21 protein-coding genes and 1 rRNA gene are annotated in these 24,563 nt (G+C 36.9%); 20 read left to right on the top strand and 2 right to left on the bottom strand.

The annotated features are described in order from the left end of the window. Positions 1-215: 215 nt before the first annotated feature. From F5ESL0260_RS06435 to F5ESL0260_RS06425, 3 genes are read left to right on the top strand one after another with little or no spacing between them, the layout of a single operon-like run. On the top strand, positions 216-836 hold the full coding sequence (locus F5ESL0260_RS06435) for an ABC transporter ATP-binding protein (protein ID WP_122026295.1): 621 nt from the start codon (positions 216-218) through the stop codon (positions 834-836). Beyond that, positions 833-2,002, top strand: a complete 1,170-nt coding sequence (locus F5ESL0260_RS06430; protein WP_122026294.1) for a hypothetical protein — start codon at positions 833-835, stop codon at positions 2,000-2,002. The genes F5ESL0260_RS06435 and F5ESL0260_RS06430 overlap by 4 nt, the downstream gene beginning before the upstream one ends. Further along, entirely contained in the window at positions 2,002-3,171 is a 1,170-nt protein-coding gene (locus F5ESL0260_RS06425; protein ID WP_122026293.1) for a hypothetical protein, read from the top strand. Before F5ESL0260_RS06430 ends, F5ESL0260_RS06425 begins: the two co-directional genes overlap by 1 nt. A 483-nt stretch (positions 3,172-3,654) precedes the next feature. Here the strand turns inward: F5ESL0260_RS06425 and F5ESL0260_RS09540 are convergent, their stop codons facing one another. Both F5ESL0260_RS09540 and F5ESL0260_RS06415 read right to left on the bottom strand, forming a co-directional pair. Next, a complete protein-coding gene (locus F5ESL0260_RS09540) occupies positions 3,655-3,795 on the bottom strand; it encodes a hypothetical protein (protein ID WP_233557722.1) in 141 nt (46 codons plus the stop codon). Positions 3,796-4,068: 273 nt separating this feature from the next. Continuing rightward, complete coding sequence (locus F5ESL0260_RS06415) at positions 4,069-5,991, bottom strand: ABC-F family ATP-binding cassette domain-containing protein (RefSeq protein WP_122026292.1); 1,923 nt, start codon at positions 5,989-5,991, stop codon at positions 4,069-4,071. A gap of 279 nt (positions 5,992-6,270) precedes the next feature. Between F5ESL0260_RS06415 and F5ESL0260_RS06410 the strand changes: the two genes are divergently transcribed. The 17 genes from F5ESL0260_RS06410 to F5ESL0260_RS06330 all read left to right on the top strand — a co-directional run. Continuing rightward, positions 6,271-6,906: a redox-sensing transcriptional repressor Rex gene (locus F5ESL0260_RS06410; protein ID WP_046325257.1), complete on the top strand. Its 636-nt coding sequence runs from the start codon at positions 6,271-6,273 to the stop codon at positions 6,904-6,906. Between the two features lie 160 nt (positions 6,907-7,066). Beyond that, positions 7,067-7,351, top strand: coding sequence for a co-chaperone GroES (gene groES, locus F5ESL0260_RS06405; RefSeq protein WP_122026291.1), 285 nt, complete (start codon positions 7,067-7,069; stop codon positions 7,349-7,351). Positions 7,352-7,370: 19 nt separating this feature from the next. Further along, entirely contained in the window at positions 7,371-8,996 is a 1,626-nt protein-coding gene (gene groL / locus F5ESL0260_RS06400; RefSeq protein WP_122026290.1) for a chaperonin GroEL, read from the top strand. A 134-nt stretch (positions 8,997-9,130) separates the two neighbouring features. After that, the gene (locus tag F5ESL0260_RS06395; protein WP_122026289.1) at positions 9,131-9,799 is read left to right on the top strand and encodes a DUF969 domain-containing protein; all 669 of its coding nucleotides are present in this window, start codon (positions 9,131-9,133) and stop codon (positions 9,797-9,799) included. Positions 9,800-9,807: 8 nt separating this feature from the next. Continuing rightward, the gene (locus tag F5ESL0260_RS06390; RefSeq protein WP_122026288.1) at positions 9,808-10,731 is read left to right on the top strand and encodes a DUF979 domain-containing protein; all 924 of its coding nucleotides are present in this window, start codon (positions 9,808-9,810) and stop codon (positions 10,729-10,731) included. A gap of 19 nt (positions 10,732-10,750) precedes the next feature. Continuing rightward, positions 10,751-11,398 carry a pyroglutamyl-peptidase I gene (pcp, locus tag F5ESL0260_RS06385; RefSeq protein ID WP_122026287.1) on the top strand — a complete coding sequence of 216 codons (648 nt, stop codon included), beginning with the start codon at positions 10,751-10,753 and terminating at the stop codon, positions 11,396-11,398. A 167-nt stretch (positions 11,399-11,565) separates the two neighbouring features. After that, positions 11,566-14,148, top strand: coding sequence for a DNA mismatch repair protein MutS (mutS, locus tag F5ESL0260_RS06380; RefSeq protein ID WP_122026706.1), 2,583 nt, complete (start codon positions 11,566-11,568; stop codon positions 14,146-14,148). A 2-nt stretch (positions 14,149-14,150) separates the two neighbouring features. Beyond that, the gene (mutL, locus tag F5ESL0260_RS06375) at positions 14,151-16,034 is read left to right on the top strand and encodes a DNA mismatch repair endonuclease MutL (RefSeq protein WP_122026286.1); all 1,884 of its coding nucleotides are present in this window, start codon (positions 14,151-14,153) and stop codon (positions 16,032-16,034) included. 3 nt (positions 16,035-16,037) lie between these two features. Next, positions 16,038-16,622, top strand: a complete 585-nt coding sequence (ruvA, locus tag F5ESL0260_RS06370) for a Holliday junction branch migration protein RuvA (RefSeq protein ID WP_122026285.1) — start codon at positions 16,038-16,040, stop codon at positions 16,620-16,622. Between the two features lie 17 nt (positions 16,623-16,639). Beyond that, complete coding sequence (ruvB, locus tag F5ESL0260_RS06365; protein WP_370448596.1) at positions 16,640-17,680, top strand: Holliday junction branch migration DNA helicase RuvB; 1,041 nt, start codon at positions 16,640-16,642, stop codon at positions 17,678-17,680. A 71-nt stretch (positions 17,681-17,751) separates the two neighbouring features. Continuing rightward, the gene (gene yajC / locus F5ESL0260_RS06360; protein ID WP_122026283.1) at positions 17,752-18,237 is read left to right on the top strand and encodes a preprotein translocase subunit YajC; all 486 of its coding nucleotides are present in this window, start codon (positions 17,752-17,754) and stop codon (positions 18,235-18,237) included. A 143-nt stretch (positions 18,238-18,380) separates the two neighbouring features. Beyond that, on the top strand, positions 18,381-19,829 hold the full coding sequence (gene zwf / locus F5ESL0260_RS06355; protein WP_122026282.1) for a glucose-6-phosphate dehydrogenase: 1,449 nt from the start codon (positions 18,381-18,383) through the stop codon (positions 19,827-19,829). Next, positions 19,822-20,958, top strand: coding sequence for a DNA polymerase IV (dinB, locus tag F5ESL0260_RS06350; protein WP_233557721.1), 1,137 nt, complete (start codon positions 19,822-19,824; stop codon positions 20,956-20,958). Before zwf ends, dinB begins: the two co-directional genes overlap by 8 nt. A 50-nt stretch (positions 20,959-21,008) precedes the next feature. Beyond that, positions 21,009-21,965 (top strand): bifunctional oligoribonuclease/PAP phosphatase NrnA, encoded by a 957-nt coding sequence (locus F5ESL0260_RS06345; protein ID WP_122026280.1) that lies wholly within the window; start codon positions 21,009-21,011, stop codon positions 21,963-21,965. Beyond that, entirely contained in the window at positions 21,958-23,313 is a 1,356-nt protein-coding gene (locus tag F5ESL0260_RS06340) for a DEAD/DEAH box helicase (protein ID WP_122026279.1), read from the top strand. The genes F5ESL0260_RS06345 and F5ESL0260_RS06340 overlap by 8 nt, the downstream gene beginning before the upstream one ends. Positions 23,314-23,548: 235 nt before the next feature. Then, positions 23,549-24,067: a TetR/AcrR family transcriptional regulator gene (locus F5ESL0260_RS06335; protein WP_046325242.1), complete on the top strand. Its 519-nt coding sequence runs from the start codon at positions 23,549-23,551 to the stop codon at positions 24,065-24,067. 430 nt (positions 24,068-24,497) lie between these two features. Then, positions 24,498-24,563 (top strand): 16S ribosomal RNA (locus F5ESL0260_RS06330); the annotation flags it as partial.

Raw genomic sequence — 24,563 nt, 5'->3', positions numbered from 1 at the left:
TTTTAAAGAGTTCAAAAATACAAAATTTGATAATCACTTTGATTATGAATTTTATACGGATAGACTATTAATAAAACTCAAATACAAACAAGTTTCTATCAATAAATAGGGATACGTTTAAATTTCTAATCAAAAAACAATAAAATTATGGTAGGCTAAATTATAGTAACCCTATCATTTTTAAATTAATTCACCACTCAAAAAAGGAGACAATGATGTTAACAGTCCAAAACCTATCGCTCAAAACCAGGCAGCCAATCCTGCACGATTTTTCTTATCAATTTGCACCCGGTCAATTTTATCAAATTGCCGCAGAAAACGGTTCTGGTAAAACAAGTTTCTTGCGTGCTGTTACGGATCTAATTCCAGCTTCTTCTGGTAAAGTCTTATTGGACGGAAAGCCGTATGCCAAAAATAAGCGTAAGCTTTTTTTCTTTGAAAGCAATGAATGGTTGAATGTCAATTTAACCAGCCTTGATTACTTAAAATTCGTGAAAAGACAATGGCATTCTAATGTCGACCTTGATCAAGAACTTGATTTCTTGGGTGTACGTAAGTATGTCAAAGTCCCGATTAAAAAGTATTCGCTTGGAATGAAACAAAAATTGATTGTAGCCATGTACCTAGTTAGTGGCGCCGAATATTACTTGATGGACGAGATTACTAACGGTCTTGATGAAGAAAGCCGCACAATTCTTTATAAACGACTAAATGATGAGGTAGTTCAGCATAATAAATGTATTATTCTAACCTCCCACTATAGCAGCGAGATTAAAGTGAATAACTTACACCGGCTCGTTTTACAAAAACAAATGATGCACGAGGTAGAACAATGAGCTCATATTTTTCATTGCAACTTAAAAAAGTTACTAAACACAATCTATCAATTATTTCACTGGTTATTTTATTATTAATTTCTTTTGGCTTACTATACATGAAGTCTACGCAGCTCATGGGTACAGGTTCTTTAAAAGGAGATGCTCAGGGTCAGATTGCCATGAAAAAGCAAGCTTTACAAGCCGATCGTCAAGCACTCAAACGATATTCACCGCATGGAAAATCATATAAGGCCACTGAAAAAGATATCAAACAAATTGAAAAGGAATTAAAAAAAGATCAAACCTTTGTAGATAATATTAATCACAATCACTGGAAACGAGTTTATGAGATCAAATTAAAAAAGGAACAAAAAGGCAGATTGACTGATCTAAGTTCAGATGAAAAAGATGGACATAAAAGTATAATCTTGCGTTTAAAGTATCTCATAGTTCACCCTATGCCTTATGAAAGCGATAACGCAGTTACCGGAATACAATTTTTGTTAGATTTGAATGCAAACTATTGGCCCGTCTTATTTAGTTTGGTAATGATATTTATTTTGACTTATTTATTTACTGGTTCTTATAAAAATGGTCTTGACATTTCGACTGTCTTGCCAATTAATCGCTTGCAAAGTACATTGACTAATAATATTGCTGGGTTAGTGGTCGTCAGCTTTATTTTTCTTTTACTAAACTTATTAGTTTTCGGGGGAGCAGCGAGCATTTTTGGTACTGGTCGCAGTGACTATCCTTACATCATTCACCATCTGGTTAGCGACCACTTGGTGCCGGGAATTGTTCCGACTGCCAAATTGTTGCCCCAAGCAGTTATACTGCAGCTCTTAAATTTCATATTTATGGTTTTGCTTGTACAGCTAATTGCTAAAATTTTTCATAACCAGTTACCGACTCTGTTAGTTTCGCTATTGCTTTTATTAGGCGGTCATTTTGTTACAGTTTTTATTATTCCACTAGAGAAGATTGCGCAGTGGCTTCCTGGTACTTATTTAGGAGCTTTAAATGTTGTATCAAACCAAACAGCCTATGCAATGGATAATTCCGCGATTAACTTTTCAAATGGTGTGTTTACCTTAACACTAAGTTCTATATTATTGTTGTTGTTGGTACTTTTAATTGATCGCCTTACAACTGTTACACATAGAAATGGGAGACTGGCATAATGTCCTATCTGGCTTTTCAGCTTAAAAAAGTATTTAAGAATAAGCTAACCCCAGTTTGCTTAGCAATTATACTCTTATTAATGGGTATTGTCTTATTCATGAATATACGCACTAATCCCCAATTTTCCTTGCAGGCGTTGTCTAAATCAGAGATTGCATACCGCCAAAAAGAAATTAACCGGCAGCAAAGATTACTTAAACACGATAAACAAAAATCGAAAACTGAGATTTACAATGATACTAAATCTACTATTAAGCAAAATCAAGAAGTAGTTAAGCAAGATAAACAAATTCTAAATGCGGCAAATAAAGGTAATTGGCGCAAAGCCTACACGATTATGTGGCACCAAAAAAAGCAAGAACAAACTATTACATCAAATGGCCAAGATTCAGCAGGCCTTAATTCAAGAATAAATGTAGAGAAAAAGCTGCAATTCTTTAACTATTTACGCCATGAGCCTTTGCCTTATGAAAGTCAGGATATGCCAGTAACAGGCTGGCAGTTCTTACTGCAATTAAATCAGCAATATTTGCCTTACGTATTTACTCTTGTTGCTCTGTTTTTATTAACTTTGCTTTTAACTGATTCTTACCACCAAAAATTAGATACGGCGCAGTTATTACCGCTTGAAAAAAATAATTTAATGATTTCGAATACCATAGCAGGAATAGTCCTGACTCTTGGTAGTTTTTTAGCGATTAATTTAGTATTATTTATTGTAGCTTCCCTTATTTATGGTACAGGTAGTTTAGCCTTTCCTTATATCGTAGGTCAATATACAGGTGGTAGGCCTCTTATTGAATGTATATCTACTGGCAGTTTTATTATTAAAGTAATTGTATTGCAGGTACTTACCTTCATCTTCGAGGTTGTCCTAGTTCAGTTCCTTGCCCGAATTTTTCGTGATAAATTACCAGCATTACTTATCGCTATTTTACTTGTCCCGGGACTTAACATTGCAACTATGATAGTTGAACCGTTGCGTAAGATTTGCGCCTGGTTGCCAATGACTTACCTGAACGCAGTTGACATAGTATCTGGCAATTTAGGAATGAATTATCAAAATGTGCAGTTGAACTATACGACAGGGCTGTTAACACTATGCTGCTCAATTTTAATAATTACTATTATGATTTCACTATCCAGTCATATAAAATACAAAGAATAAAATTTTATATTTTGTAAATCAACGTTTTTACTTTTAATTTAGTATTATCATGACTTTAAATCGTTCATTTGTTTATTTAAATTGTGCTTACTCAAAAGTCTTTTAAAACTAAGTGTAAAAATATTTAACAAGTAATAACATACTCGTCATTACAAAATGGAAAACTCATTTCAAAGGAGTCTGGGAAAAGATAGTTTTTTCCCAGACTCTTTATTATCTCTTAAAAATCTTTGTAGAAAGCAATCAAATCGTATTTATCACACGGCTTAGAATTACCATTTTCATAAAACATGCGCGTTTTACCCGTATTTTCGGTCAACAAAAATTTCTGTCTGACAGAATTATATTCTGTAATACACTATTCATTAATTTCGTACCAATTCCCCGACTTTGATAAGCAGATTAACCAGTAACTCTTGGATATAAATGATGGTCAGACCATCACCAAACTACTCTGATTAATCCAACTAATTGACTATGATCCTAAGCGCCAATAGTAAAAAGCAAATTTGCCACTGCCTTTTGCAGTTGCCGAGGGTTTTGTGTATAAGAACTCCAACCGATGCTGGTATATAAATTGATGAGTTGGTCTAAAGCAATATTTTGGTCAGCTATATATTTCATTTTTATTCCTCCTTTATTAATTAATAATTAAAGAGCAGTGCGTAATTTTTCCATGTGCACCTCCCAATTTATTTTTGATAGAGCCAGTAAAATTATTAACTTTAAGTTTAAACTCCTGAGTTTTTGAAAACAACAGTAAATTTATCAAGTTTTGCAAACAAAAAATCAATTAATAGTTAACAAGGTAATTTACTGTAAGTTGAAATATAGAAATAGTAAACAAGAAGGCAGATTTATTTCTATTTTTGTTGCGTTTCCAAAATATAGATTATTTTAGTCAAAGCTATCCAGTTCAGTCAGTGCATTTTCCCAAGCATCATTTGCCTCAGCAAGTTGTTTTTGCACTTCAGTGAGCTGTTCCTGCAAAGGACCTAATTTGTCGAAGTTAGTAGCAATTTCAGGATCAGCCATTTGAGATTGAATATCTTCCTGCTCTTTTTCCAGTTGTTCAATCTTATTTTCAGTATTTTCAACTTCTCTTTGCAATTTACGCTTTTGTGAATCGCGCAATTTTTGCTCTTGATAAGAAAGTTTATTTTTATTTTCGTCTACTTTTGCTGCCGTATTATTTTTTGCTGACTCGTTCTCTGAAACAATATTTTGCTTGTTTTTTTCATCTAGATAATAGCTATAATCACCCTCGTAAACTTGGGCAGTACTATCTTTGATCTCCACAATTTTGTTAGCTAACTGATTAATGAAATAGCGATCATGTGACACAAACAACAAAGTACCGTCAAAATCCTGCAAAGCTTTTTCTAATACTTCTTTCGCCTCAAGATCCAAATGGTTAGTAGGTTCATCCATCAGCAGAAAGTTGTTATGTTCAAGTGACAAAACCGTTAATGTTAATCTCGCTTTTTGACCACCAGATAATTGTCCGACAGTTTTATCAATATCTTTTGCGGTAAACAAAAAACTGGCTAAAATCGATCTCACATCTTTTTCAGGCATTGTTTTATGACGGTCCCAAACGGTGTCAATCACCGTTTTAGTTGGATCAAGTCCCTGCAGTTCTTGATCATAGTAGCCGATATCAAGGGATGCACCGTACTTAATTGAGCCTTTTTTCGGCTTTAATTCCTTCATCACGGTTTTTAGTAAAGTTGATTTACCAATACCATTTTGACCAATTACGGCTACGCGGTCGCCTTTATTTATTTGCAGAGAAATATCGTGCACCATTGTTTTTGTTGGATAGCCAATTGTTAAATCACGTAAAATTAAAACTTCTTTACCAGATGGCCGCTCGCTTTGAAAATTAATGCGCACTTTATTTTTGTGCTTTGGCGGAGTGATCCTATCCATTTTCTCCAATTGCTTGCGGCGGCTTTGTGCTCGTTTAGTAGTTTTGGCTCTGACAATATTTTTTTGAATAAATTCTTCGTCTTTTTTGATTTGCTCTTGTTGCTTTTCATACGCTTCTTCTTGCTGGCGATCACGCAGCTGCCGTTCAGCAACATAAGCGGAATAATTCCCCTTAAAGTCAGTTAAGTTGCCAAATTGCAATTCAAAAATCTGTGTGGCTAAATGATCTAAAAAATACTGGTCATGGGAAACAACTAAAATAGCACCAGAATAGTTTTTAAGATAACTTTCCAGCCAGTCCAGAGTGTCTAAATCAAGGTAGTTGGTAGGCTCATCAAGTAATAGCAGAGCAGGTTTGCGCAGTAGCAATTTAACAAATGAAAGTCTGGTCTTTTCTCCTCCGGAAAGACTTGCGATTTTTTTTGACCAAGTTTCTTCGGGAAAGTTAAAGCCATTCAAAATACTTTTGATATCAGCCTGGTAGGTGTACCCTCCTTGCTGCTCAAAGTTGAATTGCAGCTGGTCATACTGTTTTAACAAATCACTTCTTTTAGGGTTAGCAGCGATGTCCTGCTGTAAACTTGTGATTTTTTTGCTCATATTAATTAATGAAGTAAAAACACTGAGCATTTCTTCCCAAATTGTTTTACTTTCATTTAGACCATTTTCTTGGGCAATATAGCCGACATCTATATTTTTATTGATGGTGAAGTCACCATGTGTGGCTTCTTCTTCACCGGTCATAATCTTAAGCAGGGTTGTTTTACCAACCCCGTTAGGTCCAATCAGACCAATTCTGGCATTTGCGTCAATTGAAAAATTGACATTTTTAAATAATGTGTTGGCACCGAATTGTTTTTCTAAATCGTGTCCTTGTGCAATTATCATAATTTTTCACCTAAAAACCATTTTAGCATACGTATTGAATTTCTTGTGTGAGAGTTTGACGGATATATGAAAGAAAAAGAGCAAAAATACAGCTTTTTAAGCGTGAATGAATAAAAATACCAGTTTCTATTATCAAGCCTGTTACCATTATGCTAAAATTTAAAAGATTGTGAAAAAAATGTTTGCAAATGACGTAAATTTATAGGTAAAATAGAATTGATTGCTGAGAAATTCACAAGAACGAATTATGGTTACTTAATTAAGTTGGAGGCTTCTTAAATGGAAAAAATCAAAATACCAACGGCAACGGCTAAAAGGTTGCCGTTATATTACCGTTATCTTATTATCTTAAATGAGGCTGGCAAAGAAAAAGTTTCTTCGACTGAATTGTCTGAAGCTGTTCAGGTAGACAGTGCTTCAATCAGACGTGATTTTTCTTATTTCGGCGCTTTGGGCAAAAGGGGTTATGGCTACGATGTAAAAAGTTTACTTTCTTTTTTTAAAAAGATTTTAAACCAAGACACTTTAACAAATGTTGCTTTGGTTGGCGTAGGTAACTTGGGTCATGCTTTATTAAATTACAATTTTAAACGCTCAAATAATATTCGCATTTCTTGTGCTTTTGATATTGATGAGAAAATTACCGGCAGAATTCTAAGCGGTGTGCCTGTCTATGATATGAGTGAACTTAAAAAGCAGCTTAGTGACCAACAAATTTCTATTGCGATTTTAACGGTGCCATCTGCGGCTGCTCAAAAAACTGCTGATGATATGGTAGAAGCTGGAATTAAGGGAATCATGAATTTCACCCCAATTCGTTTATCTGCACCAAGTGGCATTAGAATTCAAAACGTTGATTTGGCTACTGAGTTGCAGACACTTATTTACTTTCTTGATTCGGATAAGAAAAAATAGTTTTAAAAAGCAAATTAGCACTTTTTTACTCAAAGTGCTAATTTTTTCTTGCATTTTTTCATAAAAGGGGTTATTATCATAAATGTAAGTTAGCACTTGACAAATAGGAGTGCTAATGGCACATAAAAGAGATTAAAATTTAATTTTAGGAGGGACAAACGTGTTACAACCAATAGGTGATCGCGTGATCGTAAAAGTTAAAGAAGAAGAAGAAAAGACTGTAGGCGGAATCGTCCTGGCTTCTAATGCTAAACAAAAGCCGACAGAAGGTGAAGTAGTTGCTGTTGGTGAAGGTAACTTTGCTGAAAATGGCAACAAAATACCTATGACTGTTAAGGAAGGCGACGTTGTTTTATATGACAAGTATTCTGGTACAGATGTTAAATACGATGGTCAAAAATATTTAGTCCTTCACGAAAAAGATATTTTAGCAATTGTTAAGTAATTAAGGAGCGTATAAAAATATGGCAAAAGAAATTAAATTTTCAGAAAAAGCAAGACGTTCCCTGTTAAAGGGCGTTGACAAATTAGCTGATACTGTTAAGGCTACTATTGGTCCTAAGGGTAGAAACGTTGTTTTGGAGCAATCTTACGGCAACCCAGACATTACTAACGATGGTGTGACAATTGCCAAGGCAATTGAATTAAAAGACCACTATGAGAATATGGGTGCTAAGTTAGTTGCAGAAGCAGCACAAAAGACCAATGATATTGCCGGTGATGGTACTACTACTGCGGTTGTTTTAACCCAAGCAATTATTCGTGAAGGTATGAAGAATGTTACTGCTGGTGCTAACCCTGTTGGTGTTCGTCGCGGTATTGAAAAAGCCACAAAAGCTGTAGTAAATGAATTACACAAGATTAGTCACACTGTTTCTTCAAAAGACCAAATTGCTCAAGTTGCTTCAGTTTCTTCAGCTTCAAAAGAAGTTGGTGATTTAATTGCTGACGCAATGGAAAAAGTTGGTAATGACGGTGTTATTACTATTGAAGACTCACGTGGTATCGAAACTGAATTATCAGTAGTTGAAGGTATGCAATTTGACCGTGGCTACCTGTCACAATACATGGTAACTGATAATGACAAGATGGAAGCTGATCTTGACAATCCATATATCTTAATTACTGATAAGAAGATTTCTAACATTCAAGACATCTTGCCATTGTTACAAGAAATTGTTCAACAAGGTAAATCACTTTTAATCATAGCCGATGATGTGTCTGGTGAAGCTTTGCCAACATTAGTTTTGAACAAGATTCGTGGTACGTTCAATGTCGTTGCTGTTAAAGCTCCTGGTTTTGGCGATCGTCGTAAAGAACAATTACAAGATATTGCCGCTTTAACTGGTGGTACAGTTATTACTGAGGACTTAGGTCTTGAATTAAAGGACACTAAGATTGACCAATTAGGTCAAGCTCGCCGGATTACTGTAACTAAGGACTCAACTACTATTGTTGATGGTTCTGGTTCAGATGAAGCAATTAAAGACCGTGAAGACTCAATCAGAAAGCAAATTGCAGAAACTACTTCTGACTTTGACAAGAAGAAATTACAAGAGCGCCTAGCTAAATTAACTGGTGGAGTTGCTGTTATCCATGTCGGTGCTGCTACTGAAACTGAATTAAAAGAACGCAGATACCGCATCGAAGATGCTTTGAACTCAACCCGTGCTGCTGTTGATGAAGGCTACGTTGCTGGTGGTGGTACTGCTTTAGTAGATGTTAAGGATGCTGTTAAGGACCTTAAAGGTGACAATGCTGATGAACAAACAGGTATTAACATTGTCTTAGAAGCTTTGACTGCTCCAGTTCGTCAAATTGCTGAAAATGCTGGTGAAGATGGTTCAGTTATCTTGAATAAGCTTGAAGGTCAAGAAAATGAAGTTGGTTACAATGCAGCCAACGGTAAATGGGAAAACATGGTTGAAGCTGGAATTATCGATCCAACTAAGGTAACCCGTACTGCTTTGCAAAATGCTGCTTCTATTGCTGCTTTGTTATTGACTACTGAAGCCGTTGTTGCCGAAATACCAGAAGAAAAACCTGCCGCTGATCCAAATGCAGGTGCTGGCAATCCAGGTATGATGTAATTTAGTTTTTATTAGTTAATTAATAAATCCTACTAGCAATCCTGTGGGGCTTGCTGGTAGGATTTTTTTGTTTAATATACAAGTTATCAGAATTTGATAAATAAATACTGCCTTTACATTAGGAAGGAATATTAGTGGAATATTTAAGTTTACTAGGTATCGTAGTCATAGTGATTGGCTTTGCGCTGGGACTTGATACCATAGCCGTGGTTATTATTGCTGCTTTAATTACAGCCTTAGTTTCAGGAATTGATTTTGTCTCGTTTTTGACAATTTTGGGTAAAGGATTTATGGATAATCGCATGGTTTCCCTGTTTTTTCTGACTTTACCAACAATTGGCATTTTGGAAAGACATGGCTTAAAGCAAGCTGCTGTTAATTTGATTAAAAAAATGAAAAAATTGACGCCAGGTCGTATTTTCGATATTTACCAAGCCATTCGTGAAATTGCTGGTGCTTTCGGCATTTCATTACAAGGACACGTCCAGTTTATTGCTCCTTTGATTAATCCAATGGCACAAGCGGCCGGTAAGGTTAATAGCGAATTGACCTCTTTAGAAGTTGACCAAATTAAGGGTAGGGCGGCTGCAACAGAAAATTTTGGTAATTTCTTTGCCCAAAATTTATTCGTAGCTTCTTCAAGCGTTCTACTTATTGCAAGTACTATGAAATCACTGGGTCACCCAGTTGATCCTAGTGGCATAGTTCTATACACTTTTCCAGTTGCAATCATCAGTTATATTTTATGTGTGGGTTACAATCATGTGTTTGACCAAAAATTACTCAAACAGCAAGAGAAGTAGGAGAAATAATGGATACTTTAATCAATAATATTTTATTAGCGTTCTATATCTTAATCGGGCTGTTTTTCTTGGCTGCAGCAATTGAGTCTTGGCGTGATCAATCAAATCCTGTGCGTTGGGGTACCGGGCTTTTCTGGTTTTTGTTTGCAATACTATTCTGTTGTGGGCAATGGCTTTCGAATGCAATTAACGGTGCAATTATAATAATTATTGCTTTATTATCTCTGTTTAAACAGGTTCGCGTAGGTCACATAAAAGATTTGGATGAAAAAGTTGCTCAACAAACGGTTGAACGCATTGGCAACTGGATCTTTTTGCCAAGTATCTTGCTAGCAGTTTTAGCTTTATTAATAGCCCAATTTACTAATCTGGGTGGTCAAGTAGGTATAGGTGTGGCAGCAATTGTTTCACTTATTTGCGCACAAATTCTGACAAAAGCAAATGTGAAAGTTGTGTATGAGGATACTCAGAGAATGGTGCGTTCGGTAGGGTCAGCGGGAATCTTACCACAGCTGCTTGCTACTCTGGGTGTGGTATTTACAGCTTCAGGTGTGGGACAAGTTACTGCTAAGGCTATTTCTGGACTTTTTCCTATTGGAAACCATTTATTGGGAGTTACACTCTATTGTGTTGCCATGGCTTTGTTTACAGCCATCATGGGTAATGCGTTTGCGGCCTTTGCAGTTATTACTGCTGGAATTGGCATCCCTTTTGTTGTGGCACAAGGAGGTTCACCGGTTGTAGTTGCAGCTTTAGGGATGACTTCAGGTTATTGCGGTACACTGTTAACACCAATGGCAGCAAACTTTAATACCCTGCCCGTTGCTCTTATGGAAATGAAAGATCAACTAGGCGTAATTAAACAACAATTTCCGATCGCAATCAGCATGTTGCTTATTCAAATTATGCTAATGTATTTTTTGGCATTCTAAGATAGTAAGGAGAAATATAATGAAAATTCTTGTAACAGGTTTTGATCCATTTGGTGAAGATAAAATTAATCCTGCAATTGAAGCAGTTAAACGACTGGATGAAGAAATTGCTGGAGCACAAATCGTAAAACTGGAAATACCAACTGTTTTCGGTCATTGTGCCGATGTGGTTCATGAAGCTATTCTGAAGGAAAAACCTGACTATGTGTTAAATATTGGACAAGCCGGTGGTCGCTATGGTCTAACTCCCGAACGAGTGGCAATTAATTTTGATGATGGTCGCATTGCCGATAATAAAGGATACCAACCACTTGCTACACCTATTCAGGCAGACGGTCAAAATGCATATTTCACGCAACTGCCTGTTAAGGCAATGGCACGGGCAATTAGGGAAGCTGGACTTCCAAGTTCAGTTTCTACGACGGCAGGTACATTTGTCTGCAACCACATTATGTATCAAGTGCAGTATATGATTGATAAAGAATTTCATGACTTAAAAGCTGGCTTTATGCACATTCCGTATTTACCAGAACAAGTTGTTGCTAAACCAGAAACTCCTTGTCTGAGCTTAGCAGATGATGTAAAAGGTATTACGGCTGCCATTAGTGCAATTGTGAAGATGGATGGCAAGAAAGATTTGGCAAGTATTGAAGGACATATTGCCTAAATTTGGATTTATTTATATGCAAAAGCAATAATTGCAGCTAAAAAACATATTGTGGGAAGAGATCGTTTTACTTGCGGTCTTTTTTCTTTTAATGAATAGTTTAGCGTATAATAATAACAGTAATGCAGAAAAGAAGGAGAATAATGGCGCAAACAAACCTGACTCCGATGATGGAGCAATATCACCAAATTAAAAAGCAATATCCCGATGCCTTTCTTTTTTATCGGGTGGGAGATTTTTACGAATTATTTGAAGACGATGCAATCAAGGGTGCCCAAATTTTGGAATTAACCTTGACTCACAGGTCCAACAAAGCCGAAAACCCTGTTCCTATGGCAGGAGTACCTCACGTGGCAGTGCAATCTTATGTAGATACACTGGTTGAAAAGGGTTATAAAGTAGCTTTATGCGAACAACTTGAAGATCCGAAAAAGGCCAAAGGAATGGTTAAACGTGGTATTATCCAACTTGTGACTCCCGGAACCTTGATGAATGACAAACCCAGTGAAGCCAAGGAATCGAATTATCTTACCTCTGTTGTAACTACCAAAAGTTGTTTTGGATTGGCATACAGCGATTTATCGACTGGTGAAATTTATGCCACTCATTTGAAGAGCTTTGCAGCTGTTTCAAATGAATTATTATCATTACGCACACGGGAAGTTGTTTTCAATGGTCATTTAAATGATCAGGATAATGACTTTTTTCATAAAGCAAATATTACTGTATCAGAGCCGGTAGAGTTAACTGGCAAACATGCGGAGATTTCCTTTGCTGAACAGGATCTGACAAACTCTGCTGAAAAAGCTGCTGTAAAACAGCTGGTGGGATATTTATTACAAACTCAGCGTCGTAGTTTAGCGCATTTACAAGTCGCTAAAAGCTATGAAGTCAATCAATATTTACAAATGTCGCATACCGTGCGGGATAATTTAGAATTGACCGCATCTGCAAAAACGGGTAAGAAGATGGGTTCACTTTTTTGGGTGCTTGATAAAACACATACCGCAATGGGTGGACGCTTGTTAAAACAATGGCTTGCTCGGCCATTATTATCCGTTGAACAGTTAAACAGGCGCCAAGAGATGGTACAGGCGTTAATTGATGAGTACTTTACGCGGGAAAATATTAATGACGCTCTCAAGGGAGTTTATGACTTAGAACGCTTAACGGGGCGAATTGCTTTTGGTAATGTCAATGCCAGAGAGTTATTACAGTTGGCTCATTCTCTTAATGCCGTACCAACAATTTTGACAGCAATGCAAAAGGCTGAAAATAAAAATTTGCAAAATTTTGCCAGTCAAATTGATCCTTTAAAAGGAATTGCTAAATTGATTACGGATACTATTGTTGATCAGCCTCCAGTTCTGACTACCGAAGGAGGATTAATCAAGGATGGTGTTGATAGTCAATTAGATCGTTATCGGGATGCTATGAATAATGGTAAAAAGTGGCTGACTGGAATGGAGCAGAATGAACGTGCTCAAACGGGTATTGATAATTTAAAAGTTGGTTATAACAAGGTCTTTGGTTACTATATTCAAGTTACAAATTCAAATAAGAGTAAGGTTCCGCTTGACCGGTATACGCGTAAGCAAACTTTGACCAATGCAGAGCGTTATATTACCCCAGAACTTAAAGAACATGAAAATCTTATTTTAGAAGCACAAACCAAATCAACAGATTTAGAATACGATTTGTTTGTTAAATTAAGAGAAGAAGTCAAAAAATATATTCCAGCATTACAAAAGTTGGCTGGACAAGTAGCTCAACTTGATGTCTTTTGCTCTTTTGCTCAGGTGGCTGAAGACAATAATTATTGCAGACCTCATTTTCATACCGATAATCAAGATGTCAAGGTAGTATTAGGACGTCACCCAGTAGTTGAACAGGTGATGAAAGCTGGTTCCTTTATTCCAAACGATGTTAAGTTAACAGAAGATACTGATATCTTTCTGATAACAGGTCCTAATATGTCAGGTAAAAGTACATACATGAGGCAGATGGCTCTTATTGCGGTAATGGCTCAAATAGGATCATTTGTACCAGCCGATAGTGCAGATTTGCCGATTTTTGACCAAATTTTTACTCGTATTGGTGCAGCTGATGATCTGATTTCTGGTCAAAGCACGTTTATGGTCGAAATGACTGAAGCAAATGATGCTTTACAACATGCCACTAAACGGAGCTTAGTTTTATTTGATGAAATCGGTCGGGGAACAGCCACTTACGATGGTATGGCACTGGCTGGTGCTATTGTGCAGTATTTACATGATGAAGTTGGAGCCAAAGTTTTATTTGCTACACACTTTCACGAGTTAACAGCCTTGGAACAGACCTTACCTCATTTGAAAAATATTCATGTAGGAGCAACTGAAGAAAACGGCAAGCTGATTTTTCTCCATAAAATTTTACCAGGACCTGCAGATCAAAGTTATGGCATCCATGTTGCGCAACTTGCTGGTTTACCGAGAAAGGTTTTACGCCAAGCTACTAAGCTGCTTAAAAGACTTGAAGCTCAAGGTAGTAATTTGGGACCGGCTTCAACACAACTTGATTTATTTAGCTCAAGTAATGAGCCGGCCGAGGAACTACCAGTTGGTGCAGAGTCAGATTCTGCAACTGAATTGACTGACAAAGAAAAAGATATCCTAGATGAAATTTCTAATCTTTATTTGGCAGATCAAACGCCGCTGCAAGTGATGCAGCTGGTGGAAAATTGGCAAGAAGATTTAAAGGATGAAAACTAATCATGGCACAAATACATGAGCTTTCAGTTAATCTGTCTAATCAGATTGCAGCTGGAGAGGTAATTGAAAGGCCGGCAAGTGTGGTCAAAGAGTTGGTCGAGAATGCGATTGATGCCGGTAGTAGCAGGATTAGAATAGATTTTATTGATGCCGGTTTGAAACAGATTGTAGTTCAAGATAACGGCTCTGGAATCCCTAGTAATCAGATTGATCTGGCTTTTACCAGACATGCGACCAGCAAAATAAAAAGTGAACATGATTTGTTTAATGTCAATACCTTAGGTTTTAGAGGAGAAGCTTTAGCCTCGATTGCTGCAGTTAGTCATGTTGAAATTTTGACTAATTCTTCTGGAGCAATAGGAACGCGTGCTGAATTTTCTGCTGGTGTTAAAAAAATGCAGGAAGATGCTGCAGCAAGACAAGGTACTCAGATTACTGTCAAAGATTTGTTCTATAATACCCCGGCACGGTTAAAATATTTGCGCAGTCCCAGGACTGAGATTATGAAAACAGTAGATATAGTTAATCGCCTTGCATTAGGATACCCAGAAATTGCCTTCACTCTAATGAACGAAGGAAGGATTCTGCTTAGAACTGCTGGTAATAATAATTTACGCCAAACGGTATCAAGTGTATATGGCCGCAATATTGCTGAACGAATGTTGCCTTTTAAAGGTAGTGATAATGATTTTGAAGTCAGTGGTTTAATTTCCAAGCCAGAACTCACGCGGTCTACTCGTAATTTTATTTCTATTTTGCTTAATGGCCGTTACATTAGAAATTTTAAGTTGGCAAGTGCAGTGATGGCTGGTTATGGTAATAATCTTACTGACAAACATTACCCTATTGCAGTCATCAAAATAAAGACAGATCCTTTATTGGTTGACGTTAACGTTCACCCCACAAAGCGGGAGGTTCGCTTATCTAAAGAAACAGAATTGAGTCGCTTGATTACCAGTGCTATTAGTAGTGTGCTTCTGAAAAATGACGTGAAATCTGATGCATTGAGTAATTTAAATTCAACTAAAGAAGATACACTGGTTGATCAACTTAAGTTTAATTTAAATAAAAATGTGGTAGAAACGAAAAGGCCAAATGCAGGAATTGCGGAAATTAATGAACAGCCTCCAGCAGAAATTAAGCACATTCAGCATTCACAGTATGTGAATTTGGATATTCCGCGAGACGATGAACATTATCTCATAACTGCGACATGGGATGATAATGTTGTCAAGCAATGCAGTTTAACACCCTTTACTAGTAAAAATACTAATAATGAGATTATTTCAAGCGGTGATGAAGTGTTAGCAGCAAGCTTACCCGAGTTAAGTTTTGTTGGTCAAACCCCAATCTTTATTATTGCTGCTAATAATGATGATCTATACTTAATTGATCAGGTTGCAGCAAGAAGGTTGCTAGCTTTTCAAAAAATTATCCATGAATTATCTAACTCTAAAATCAGTCAGCAGGGGTTACTGAGTCCTTTAATTTTGGATTTTGGCAATCTGGATTTTTTACAAATAAAAGAAAAAATGGCAGATATCAGAAAAATCGGGATTTTTTTAGAAGATTTTGGTCAAGATACCTTTATTTTAAGATCATATCCCACCTGGTTGAAACAAAATATTGAGCATTCTATTCGCAAGATTTTAGACTTGTTTTTAAATGTTGATCAAAGTAATTCTCAAAATTTAATTAAAAGAATAGCGGCCGATCAAGCTCAACGAGAAGTTTCGGGGCGTAAAAAATTGACAACTGCTGATTGTGGTGCAATTTTGACTGATCTGCGGCAAATTGCTGATCCTTATCATGACGCTAAGGGCAATTTGGTGATTGTGCGCATCAGACAAAGTGATTTACGCAAAATGTTTAAGAGGAATAAATAAGATATGTATGAATACTTTCAGGGTGTTATTGTCACAATCAAACCTGATTTTGTAGTAGTTGATGTGAATGGAATTGGCTATAAGGTTTTTAGTCCCACACCTTATGCCTATCAAGAAGGACAAAAGGCGCGCGTTTTTATTGAACAAATTGTGCGGGATACCGGTATCACTTTATATGGCTTTCAGACTGAGGATGACAAGGGACTGTTTTTAAAGCTCCTAAGTGTAAGCGGTATTGGTCCCAAGTCTGCTTTAGCCATCATGGCGGCTGAAGATAGTAATTCATTAGCAAAAGCCATTGAAGAGGGTGAAGTAAAATATTTAACCCGCTTTCCAGGCGTTGGTAAAAAGACTGCTTCACAAATTGTGTTGGATTTAAAAGGTAAATTAGGCAGCTTTGTTAAGAACGCAAATAAGGCGGCTTCGGCAGAAGTATCGCCTGAATTAAATGATGCATTATTAGCATTATTAGCGTTAGGATATACCAAAAAAGAAGTAGATAGAATTACACCAGTTTTAATTGCAGAGGAAAAAACAACTGCGGATCAATATATTAAAAAGGGATTGGCACTTCTCTTAAAGAAGTAAATCTTGTTATAATGAAAATGACATTTAAAAGGGAAGTGAAACAGGTGACAGAAGATAAAAATAATATTGTTTCTGGAAAGGTTCAAGGCCAAGAAGAAGAACAAGCTGAGTTTTCTTTACGACCCCAGTCATTAAATGAGTACCTGGGTCAAAAACGCGTTAAAAAAGAAATGGCAGTTTATATTAAGGCTGCCCAAAAAAGGGATGAGGCTCTAGACCATGTGTTATTGTATGGCCCTCCTGGACTGGGTAAAACGACATTAGCTTTTGTGATAGCTAACGAACTTGGTGTGCATTTAAAAAGTACAAGTGGCCCAGCGATAGAAAAAGCGGGCGATTTGGTTGCCCTTTTAACTGATCTCGATCCTGGAGATATTTTATTTATAGATGAAATTCATCGTCTTGCCAAGCCTATTGAAGAAGTCCTGTACTCAGCGATGGAAGATTATTATGTTGATATTGTAATTGGAGAAGGCCAAACTACTCACGCCGTTCACGTTCCCTTGCCCCCATTCACGCTTGTTGGTGCTACTACTTTGGCTGGCCAGCTGTCAGCTCCCTTACGTGACCGCTTTGGTATAGTTGAGCATTTGCAATATTATAAGGTTGAAGAACTTGAAAAAATAATTTCTCGTTCCAGCAAAGTTTTCAATATTGAAATTGAACCCCAGGCAGCACACGAATTAGCTCGCAGATCACGGGGAACTCCCAGAGTAGCTAATCGGCTATTAAGACGAGTAAGGGATTTTGCCCAGGTGAAAGGAGAAAAAGTAATTTCTTTTGCAACCACAGCAAGTTCTCTTCAACAATTGCAGGTTGATGAAGAAGGACTAAATCAAACAGATCGCAAAATTTTACAAGTAATTATTGAAAATTACCATGGTGGACCAGTAGGAATTAGAACATTAGCGGCTAACACTGGTGAAGACGTGGAGACAATTGAATCCCTTTATGAACCATATTTAATGCAAAACGGGTTTTTATTAATGACACCCAGAGGCAGAATGGTGACAGAGAAGGCTTATGTTCATTTAGGCCTGCCGCTGCCAAACAAGTAATGCAATTGTTCGTTATTTTCTGTATAATAAAAATTTAGACAATAATTAATTTTAATTTGAGGAGTGTAAAAGTGAATAATTTATTTTTAGCACAAGCAAATGGTGCAGGTAGTAGTATGTGGACAATCATAGTTTTTGTAGTTTTGATTGCTTTTATGTACTTTATCATGATTAAGCCACAAAAAAAGCAACAACAAAAGAAAATGGAAATGATGAACCAATTGAAAAAAGGTGACAATGTCATTATGATTGATGGTCTTCATGGCAAAATCGATTCAGTAAATACTAAGGATAAAACGGTTGTGCTGGATGCTGATGGCATTTACTTAACATTTAGTCGAATGGCTGTACAACAAATTTTACCAGCTAATACGGCAAGTGCTGAGCCTGCACCAACACCATCAACTTCTGATGACGCTGAAAAGCCAGCAGAAAGTGAACCTGCTCAAGCTTCAAAAGAAGAGCAAAAACCTGCTGCTCCTGCAGAAAAGCCAGCTGCAGCCAAACCAGCTGATGCAGCTGATGAAACTCCAGCTGATGGATCAAAAGAAAATTAAAACAATCTTAAGTGCCTTAGGGGCACTTTTTTGTTAGTAAAATTTATTTAGCTTAAAAAGTAAATATTGCTCAAGGCGCGAGTTTAACGGCAAAATAGTATAAAATGATGTTAGTGTAAAATGGTATGAGAAAGGATTTTTTCATGAATAACATTCCAGTAATTATGATTATCTTTGGTGGTAGTGGTGATTTAGCGCATAGAAAGCTGTATCCTGCACTTTTTAATTTATATGAACAGGGCCTAATTCACGATAATTTTGCCGTAATTGCAACGGCTCGGCGACCATGGTCACATGATTTTTTACGCCAGCAAATATGCGATGCTGTGCACGAAACGCATGCTGAAGTAAACGAAAATGATCTAGTTGCTTTTGCCAGTCATTTTTATTATCAGTCACACGATGTAACCAACATTGAACACTATGAAACTCTGAAGAATTTGGCACAAGAATTAGATGATCGTTATAGTGCGCAGGGAAATCGTATCTTTTATATGGCAATGGCTCCCAAGTTCTTTGGCACAATCGCTGAACATATTAAAGATCAGCATTTGACCAGTACCGGCTTTAAACGTATTGTTGTTGAAAAACCCTTTGGAAGAGACTTGGCGAGTGCAGAAGAATTAAACCAGCAGATTACTGCTTCCTTTGCTGAAGATGATATTTTTAGGATTGATCATTATTTAGGTAAAGAAATGATTCAGAACATTCTGCCTATGAGATTAACTAATCCTTTAATTAAAAATATATGGAATAATCAGAATATCAAAAATGTTCAGGTCACTTTAGCAGAACAGCTGGGAGTCGAGGCTCGTGGTGGCTATTATGAAACTTCAGGCGCTTTACGTGATATGGTGCAAAATCATATTTTTCAGATTATTACCCTTCTAGCAATGCCGGAGCCAAAGGATTTGACCTCGCAAAGTATTCACGAGGCTAAGCAAAAACTTTTAGACAGTATGGTAATTCCGACAGAAGACGAGATTGCGCGTCATTTTGTGCGGGGGCAATATTTGGGTAGTGATGTTACCTTTGGGTATCGGCAAGAACCAAACGTTGCTGCCGATTCAAATACAGAAACTTTCGTTGCTGGAGAGGTTAAATTTAAAAAGGGTCCTCTTGCTGATTTGCCAATTTATTTTAGAACCGGCAAAGAAATGCGGGAAAAGAAAAACAGGATTGATATTGTTTTAAAACACATGTCTAATCAATACGGTAAAGCTCATTCAAACAACATATCAATTATAATAGATCCACAGATGCAAATTTTTATTACTATTAATGGTAAAAAAATTAATGAACCCGGAATTCGCAGGGAAAATCTAAGCTACGGCTTTACAAGTGAAGACCAAAAACAGGTACCAGATGGCTATGAGCGTTTACTGCATGATGTTTTTGTTAATGATTCAACCAACTTTACTCATTGGAGTGAATTAAAGAATTATTGGAAATTTATTGACCATGTAGAAGAAACATGGCAAAAAGAAAATGAAAATGGTCAAGAGCCAGAACAATACTTGCCGTACAGAATGGGTCCAAAATCAGCAAATAAAATTTTCGAATCAGCTACCGAGCGCTGGATTTATGAGTAACTTTGATGACGGTCTTTTACCACAAAATGACACTCACAGAAAGATTATTCACCTTGATATGGATGCTTTCTATGCTGCAGTTGAAACACATGATCATCCTGAACTAAAAGATAAGGCGCTGGTAATTGGTCAAGATCCCAGAAATTATCATGGCCACGGCGTTGTTGCTACGGCAAATTATATTGCTCGCCAGTATGGCGTCCATTCAGCTATGCCATCAATTAAGGCTTTAAAGCTCATACCGCCGGATAAACTGGTATTTAAGAGCCCTGATTTTAAAAAGTATCATAGTGTTTCTGCTGAAATTCATCAGTTGATGCATGAAATTACTGACAAAGTTCAGTCTATTGCACTGGATGAAGCATATTTAGATGTTACTGAAAATAAGCTGGGATTAACTTCTGCTTTGCAAATCGCGATTGATCTGCAGGTAAAAATAAAAAAAGAAATAGGTTTAAATTGTTCTTTCGGCGTGACCTATAACAAATTTTTAGCAAAAATGGGTTCCGAATATTCGAAGCCTTTTGGTCGAACTATTATTTTGCCCCAAGAAGCTAAAGAATTTTTAGCCGTACAAAAAATTGCTCAGTTTCATGGTATTGGGCCTAAGACGCAAGCTAAGTTAGCTGAAATGGGTGTCTACACGGGACGTGGGTTGCAAAAAATGCACGTTCGTGATTTAATAAAACATTTCAACCGCATGGGTTATTTAATGGCGGAACATGCAAATGGCATTGATTTGTCGCGGGTAATTCCTGATGATGAGCGTAATCGCAAGTCTATTGGGATTGAACGCTCGTATGAACCCAGTGTATACAATGAACAGACCGCTCTAACAAATCTGCGCAACTATGTTAATGATTTAGCTGACAAGTTAATTGAACGCAATTTTTATGCCAATACGGTTGTCTTAAAAATTCGCAATAGTAATTTTAAAACTGTTACGAAAAGGCGCAAGCTTGAACATGCTACTAATAATCCATTAGAATTATATGACGCAGCTAAAGATCTTTTTGAGCCCATTTCCAGCTCGTTTTTAAATGATGGCATCAGGCTTTTGGGGGTAACAGCTACAGATTTTACAGAGGCTGATTATGAAAACATGGATTTAGAATTATTTTCTCAATAAGAAAAAATTTTGTTAAAGTAAAACCGCTAAAATTAAGAAGGAGAATAGGTATGAGTACTTTTACCGAAATATACCGAAAAATTACGCAATATGACACGATTATATTGCATCGTCATACCAGTCCTGACCCTGATGCACTGGGCTCTCAGGCTGGACTTGCGCGTTCTTTAAAGCTGCAGTTTCCAAGTAAGAAGATCCTATGTGCTGGAGAAAATGATGAGGGTGATCTCGCGTGGATCAACCAGATGGATCAGGTGACAGAAAAGGATTATCAAGGAGCCTTGGTAATTACCACTGACACAGGAAATACCGCCCGCATTTCTAACAAATTATATAATAAGGGTGATTTTCTGATTAAAATTGACCATCATCCGGATGTTGAACCATATGCAGATATGAGTTATGTTGATGATCATGCACCTGCTGCGTCACAAATCATTGCTGATTTCATTATTACTGAAAAAATGCCGCTGACTGCGGAAGTGGCTTATCCGCTTTATGCTGGTATTGTTGGTGATACAGGCAGATTTATGTATCCTGAAACAACGGATCACACTTTTAAAATAGCTGCTAAACTGGCAGCAACTGGAATTAATATTAATGAAATTGCTCGCAACATTAGTGACGTTACCTTTGAACAGGCAAAATTACAGGCCGTAGTTTTGGAATATATGAAAGTTGATTCCTGTGGTGCGGCCTATGCGATTTTATCCCAAGATACTCTGCATAAATTAGGTGTAAATTCGGAACAAGCTTCATGCACGGTTTCTACTCCTGGAAGAATTAAGGATATCATTGCCTGGAATGTTTTTGTGGAAAAGCCCGACGGCACTTATCGAGTTCATTATCGTTCAAAGGGCCCAGTAATCAATGAACTGGCAGCCAAACATGATGGTGGTGGCCACGCATTGGCAAGTGGAGCTAATGCTAAAGATATAGCTGAAGTGAAGCAAATATTTGCGGAATTAGTTCAAGTAACCAAGGAATATCAAGAGGAACATGAATAACATTTTTGAAAACGAAAAGTTAAGTCCAGCACTAAGACAAGGTCTGAAAAAAATAAACTTTGTTAAACCGACTGAGGTGCAGGAAAAAGTAATACCTGTTTTACTGGCACACAAAAATGCTGTAGTACAGGCAGTTACGGGATCAGGTAAAACTCATGCCTTTTTAATCCCTGTAATGAATGAAATCAATGAAAAACTGCCGTATCCACAAGCAATTTTGACTACTCCTAGCAGAGAACTTGCTCAGCAATTATATCAAGTGACTCGTCAATTAAGGGATGCTGCCGGATTAAATATTTCGATTGCCCAATTGGCAGGAGGCACTGATCGGGAACGCCAACTTGAAAAAATAGGTAGGCACAAACCACAAATTATCATAGCTACTCCTGGTAGGCTTCATGATTTTGTTGCCAAAAAGATTTTACCATTAGACTATGTCACAAATTTTGTCGTTGATGAAGCTGACATGACTTTGGATATGGGTTTCTTGGGTGAAATTGATTTTATTGCGCAGAGATTACCTCAAAATTGTGTTTTCACAGCTTTTTCTGCCACCATTCCTGTTAAACTAGCTAATTTTTTACGCAAGTATATGGCTAAACCGGAAACTATTATTGTAGATAATCCCACGGTTATTTCGCCAACAGTAAAAAATGATTTACTTGATGTCGGATCTAAAAATCGAAAGAAAATACTATATCAGTTACTAACAATTGGTCAGCCTTATTTAGCACTTATTTTTGCTAATACCAAGCAAACGGTAGATGAATTAACTGAGTTTCTTATTAAACAAGGGTTAAGAGTTGCTAAAATTCATGGCGGCATTACTGAACGTGAACGAAAAAGAACCATGAGAGAAGTAGAAGCTGGACAATTTCAATATGTCGTAGCCACTGACTTGGCCGCGCGGGGGATTGATATTGCAGGCGTCAGTCTAGTCATTAACTATGAAATTCCGCGTGAATTAGAATTCGTAATTCATCGTATTGGTCGAACCGGTCGCAACGGTATGAGTGGCCATGCTATTACTCTAATTCGTGAAGAAGAAATGGATCAGATTTTTAAATTAGAAAATATGGGAGTCCATTTCGATTTTGTGGAATTAAAAAATGGGGCTATAGTAGCACGTAAACATTATCATAGCCGTAAAACAAGGCAGTCGTCTTCTCAAAGTCTTGATAATAAGATGCGTGGCTTGGTGAAGAAAGCCCAAAAGAAACGTAAGCCTGGCTATAAGAAAAAGATTAAGCGTGCTATCCAACTAGATAAAGCGCAAAAGAATAAAATTGAGCAACGTAGTAAAATTCGTAAGGCAAAGCGCCAAAGAAAAATGAAGCGTAACAATTAATCTTAATTCTAAAAATAAACTACATTTAGTTTGATTCAAATGATTGATGCAAACGACTAATTTCTGGTTTTAATCCAAATTAGTCGTTTTATTTTGCTTTGCAAAATACAAAGAATGTATTTTGTTTTAATAATACTGTTAGTCTTTAAAAATAACGCCATTATTTTCAAAGAAAGTATTGCTTGTCATAACCATTATTGCTATACTTATGGCACCATAAGTAGGAGCGATGAAAATGAAATTGACAAAAACTGAGGAAGTTCTTGTTTTTGAGCTATCAAGATACAGCGTGGAAAAGTATACTGTTACTAAATTTTGTCAGAAATTAGACATTAACCGTGGCGCTTTTTATAGAAGATACAGTAATATTTGTGATTTATTTACTTCAGTCTTAACTTTGCAAACCAGACGAGCCTTACGCAGTGTGGGCAATGAATCAATGGATCGAATGTTTTATCGCATGTTGAAAAAAATTAAAGAAAATAAGACTTTTTATGGCAATTTGCATAGAATTGCCAAGGATCCGCCATTATTTTATCGCGTGTTAAGAAAAGAATATGCTTTAGCCATAGAGAATTATATGCGACCTAGAGGACCATTTTCGGTGCGTAAAGTTGAACTGGTAGCAAACGGAATATACGCTATTATATTCAATTGGGTTGTTGACGAATGCAGGCATGATATTAGGGATGTTTATCAAAGTATTCATTTGTTACTAACACATATAGAGCAAACAATAAGACGGACTGAATAAGCCCCTTTTGCTAGTGTTTTACTGGTAATAATAATTTTTTGCAAAAAAGACTTGCAAAAAAGAAAAATACTTGCTAGTATTAATAACTGTCGTCGGGCAATGAGCCGCAAGGCAAGAGCACGAAGACAGGGTTAAAAAAATCAAGCAAAAGCAGTTGACAAAAGACAATTGTTTTAGTAAGATAATAAACGCTGTCCGGTAAGACGGTGAAAACAAGTCAGAAAAAAGTGCTTGACAAAAGCAAAAGAATCTGGCAAAATAAAAAAGCTGTTTTAAAGCAGCAGGTAGTACCTTGAAAACTGAACAATGTTTTCGCAAAAATGTGCGGGTTTAAAGAACCCAAAACAAAAGAGCGAAGTCAATTTCGCAAGCAAATAAATCCGAGATGCGAATCTTGGAACGAATGAGCAAACATTCAAACAAACATTTAAAAAATGAGAGTTTGATCCTGGCTCAGGACGAACGCTGGCGGCGTGCCTAATACATGCAAGTCGAG

The sequence above is a fragment of the Lactobacillus sp. ESL0260 genome, from assembly GCF_003692935.1.
Taxonomy (GTDB): Bacteria; Bacillota; Bacilli; order Lactobacillales; family Lactobacillaceae; genus Lactobacillus; species Lactobacillus melliventris.
The sequence above is the reverse complement of the archived record's forward strand: the minus strand, read 5'-3'. Positions and strand labels throughout refer to the sequence as shown.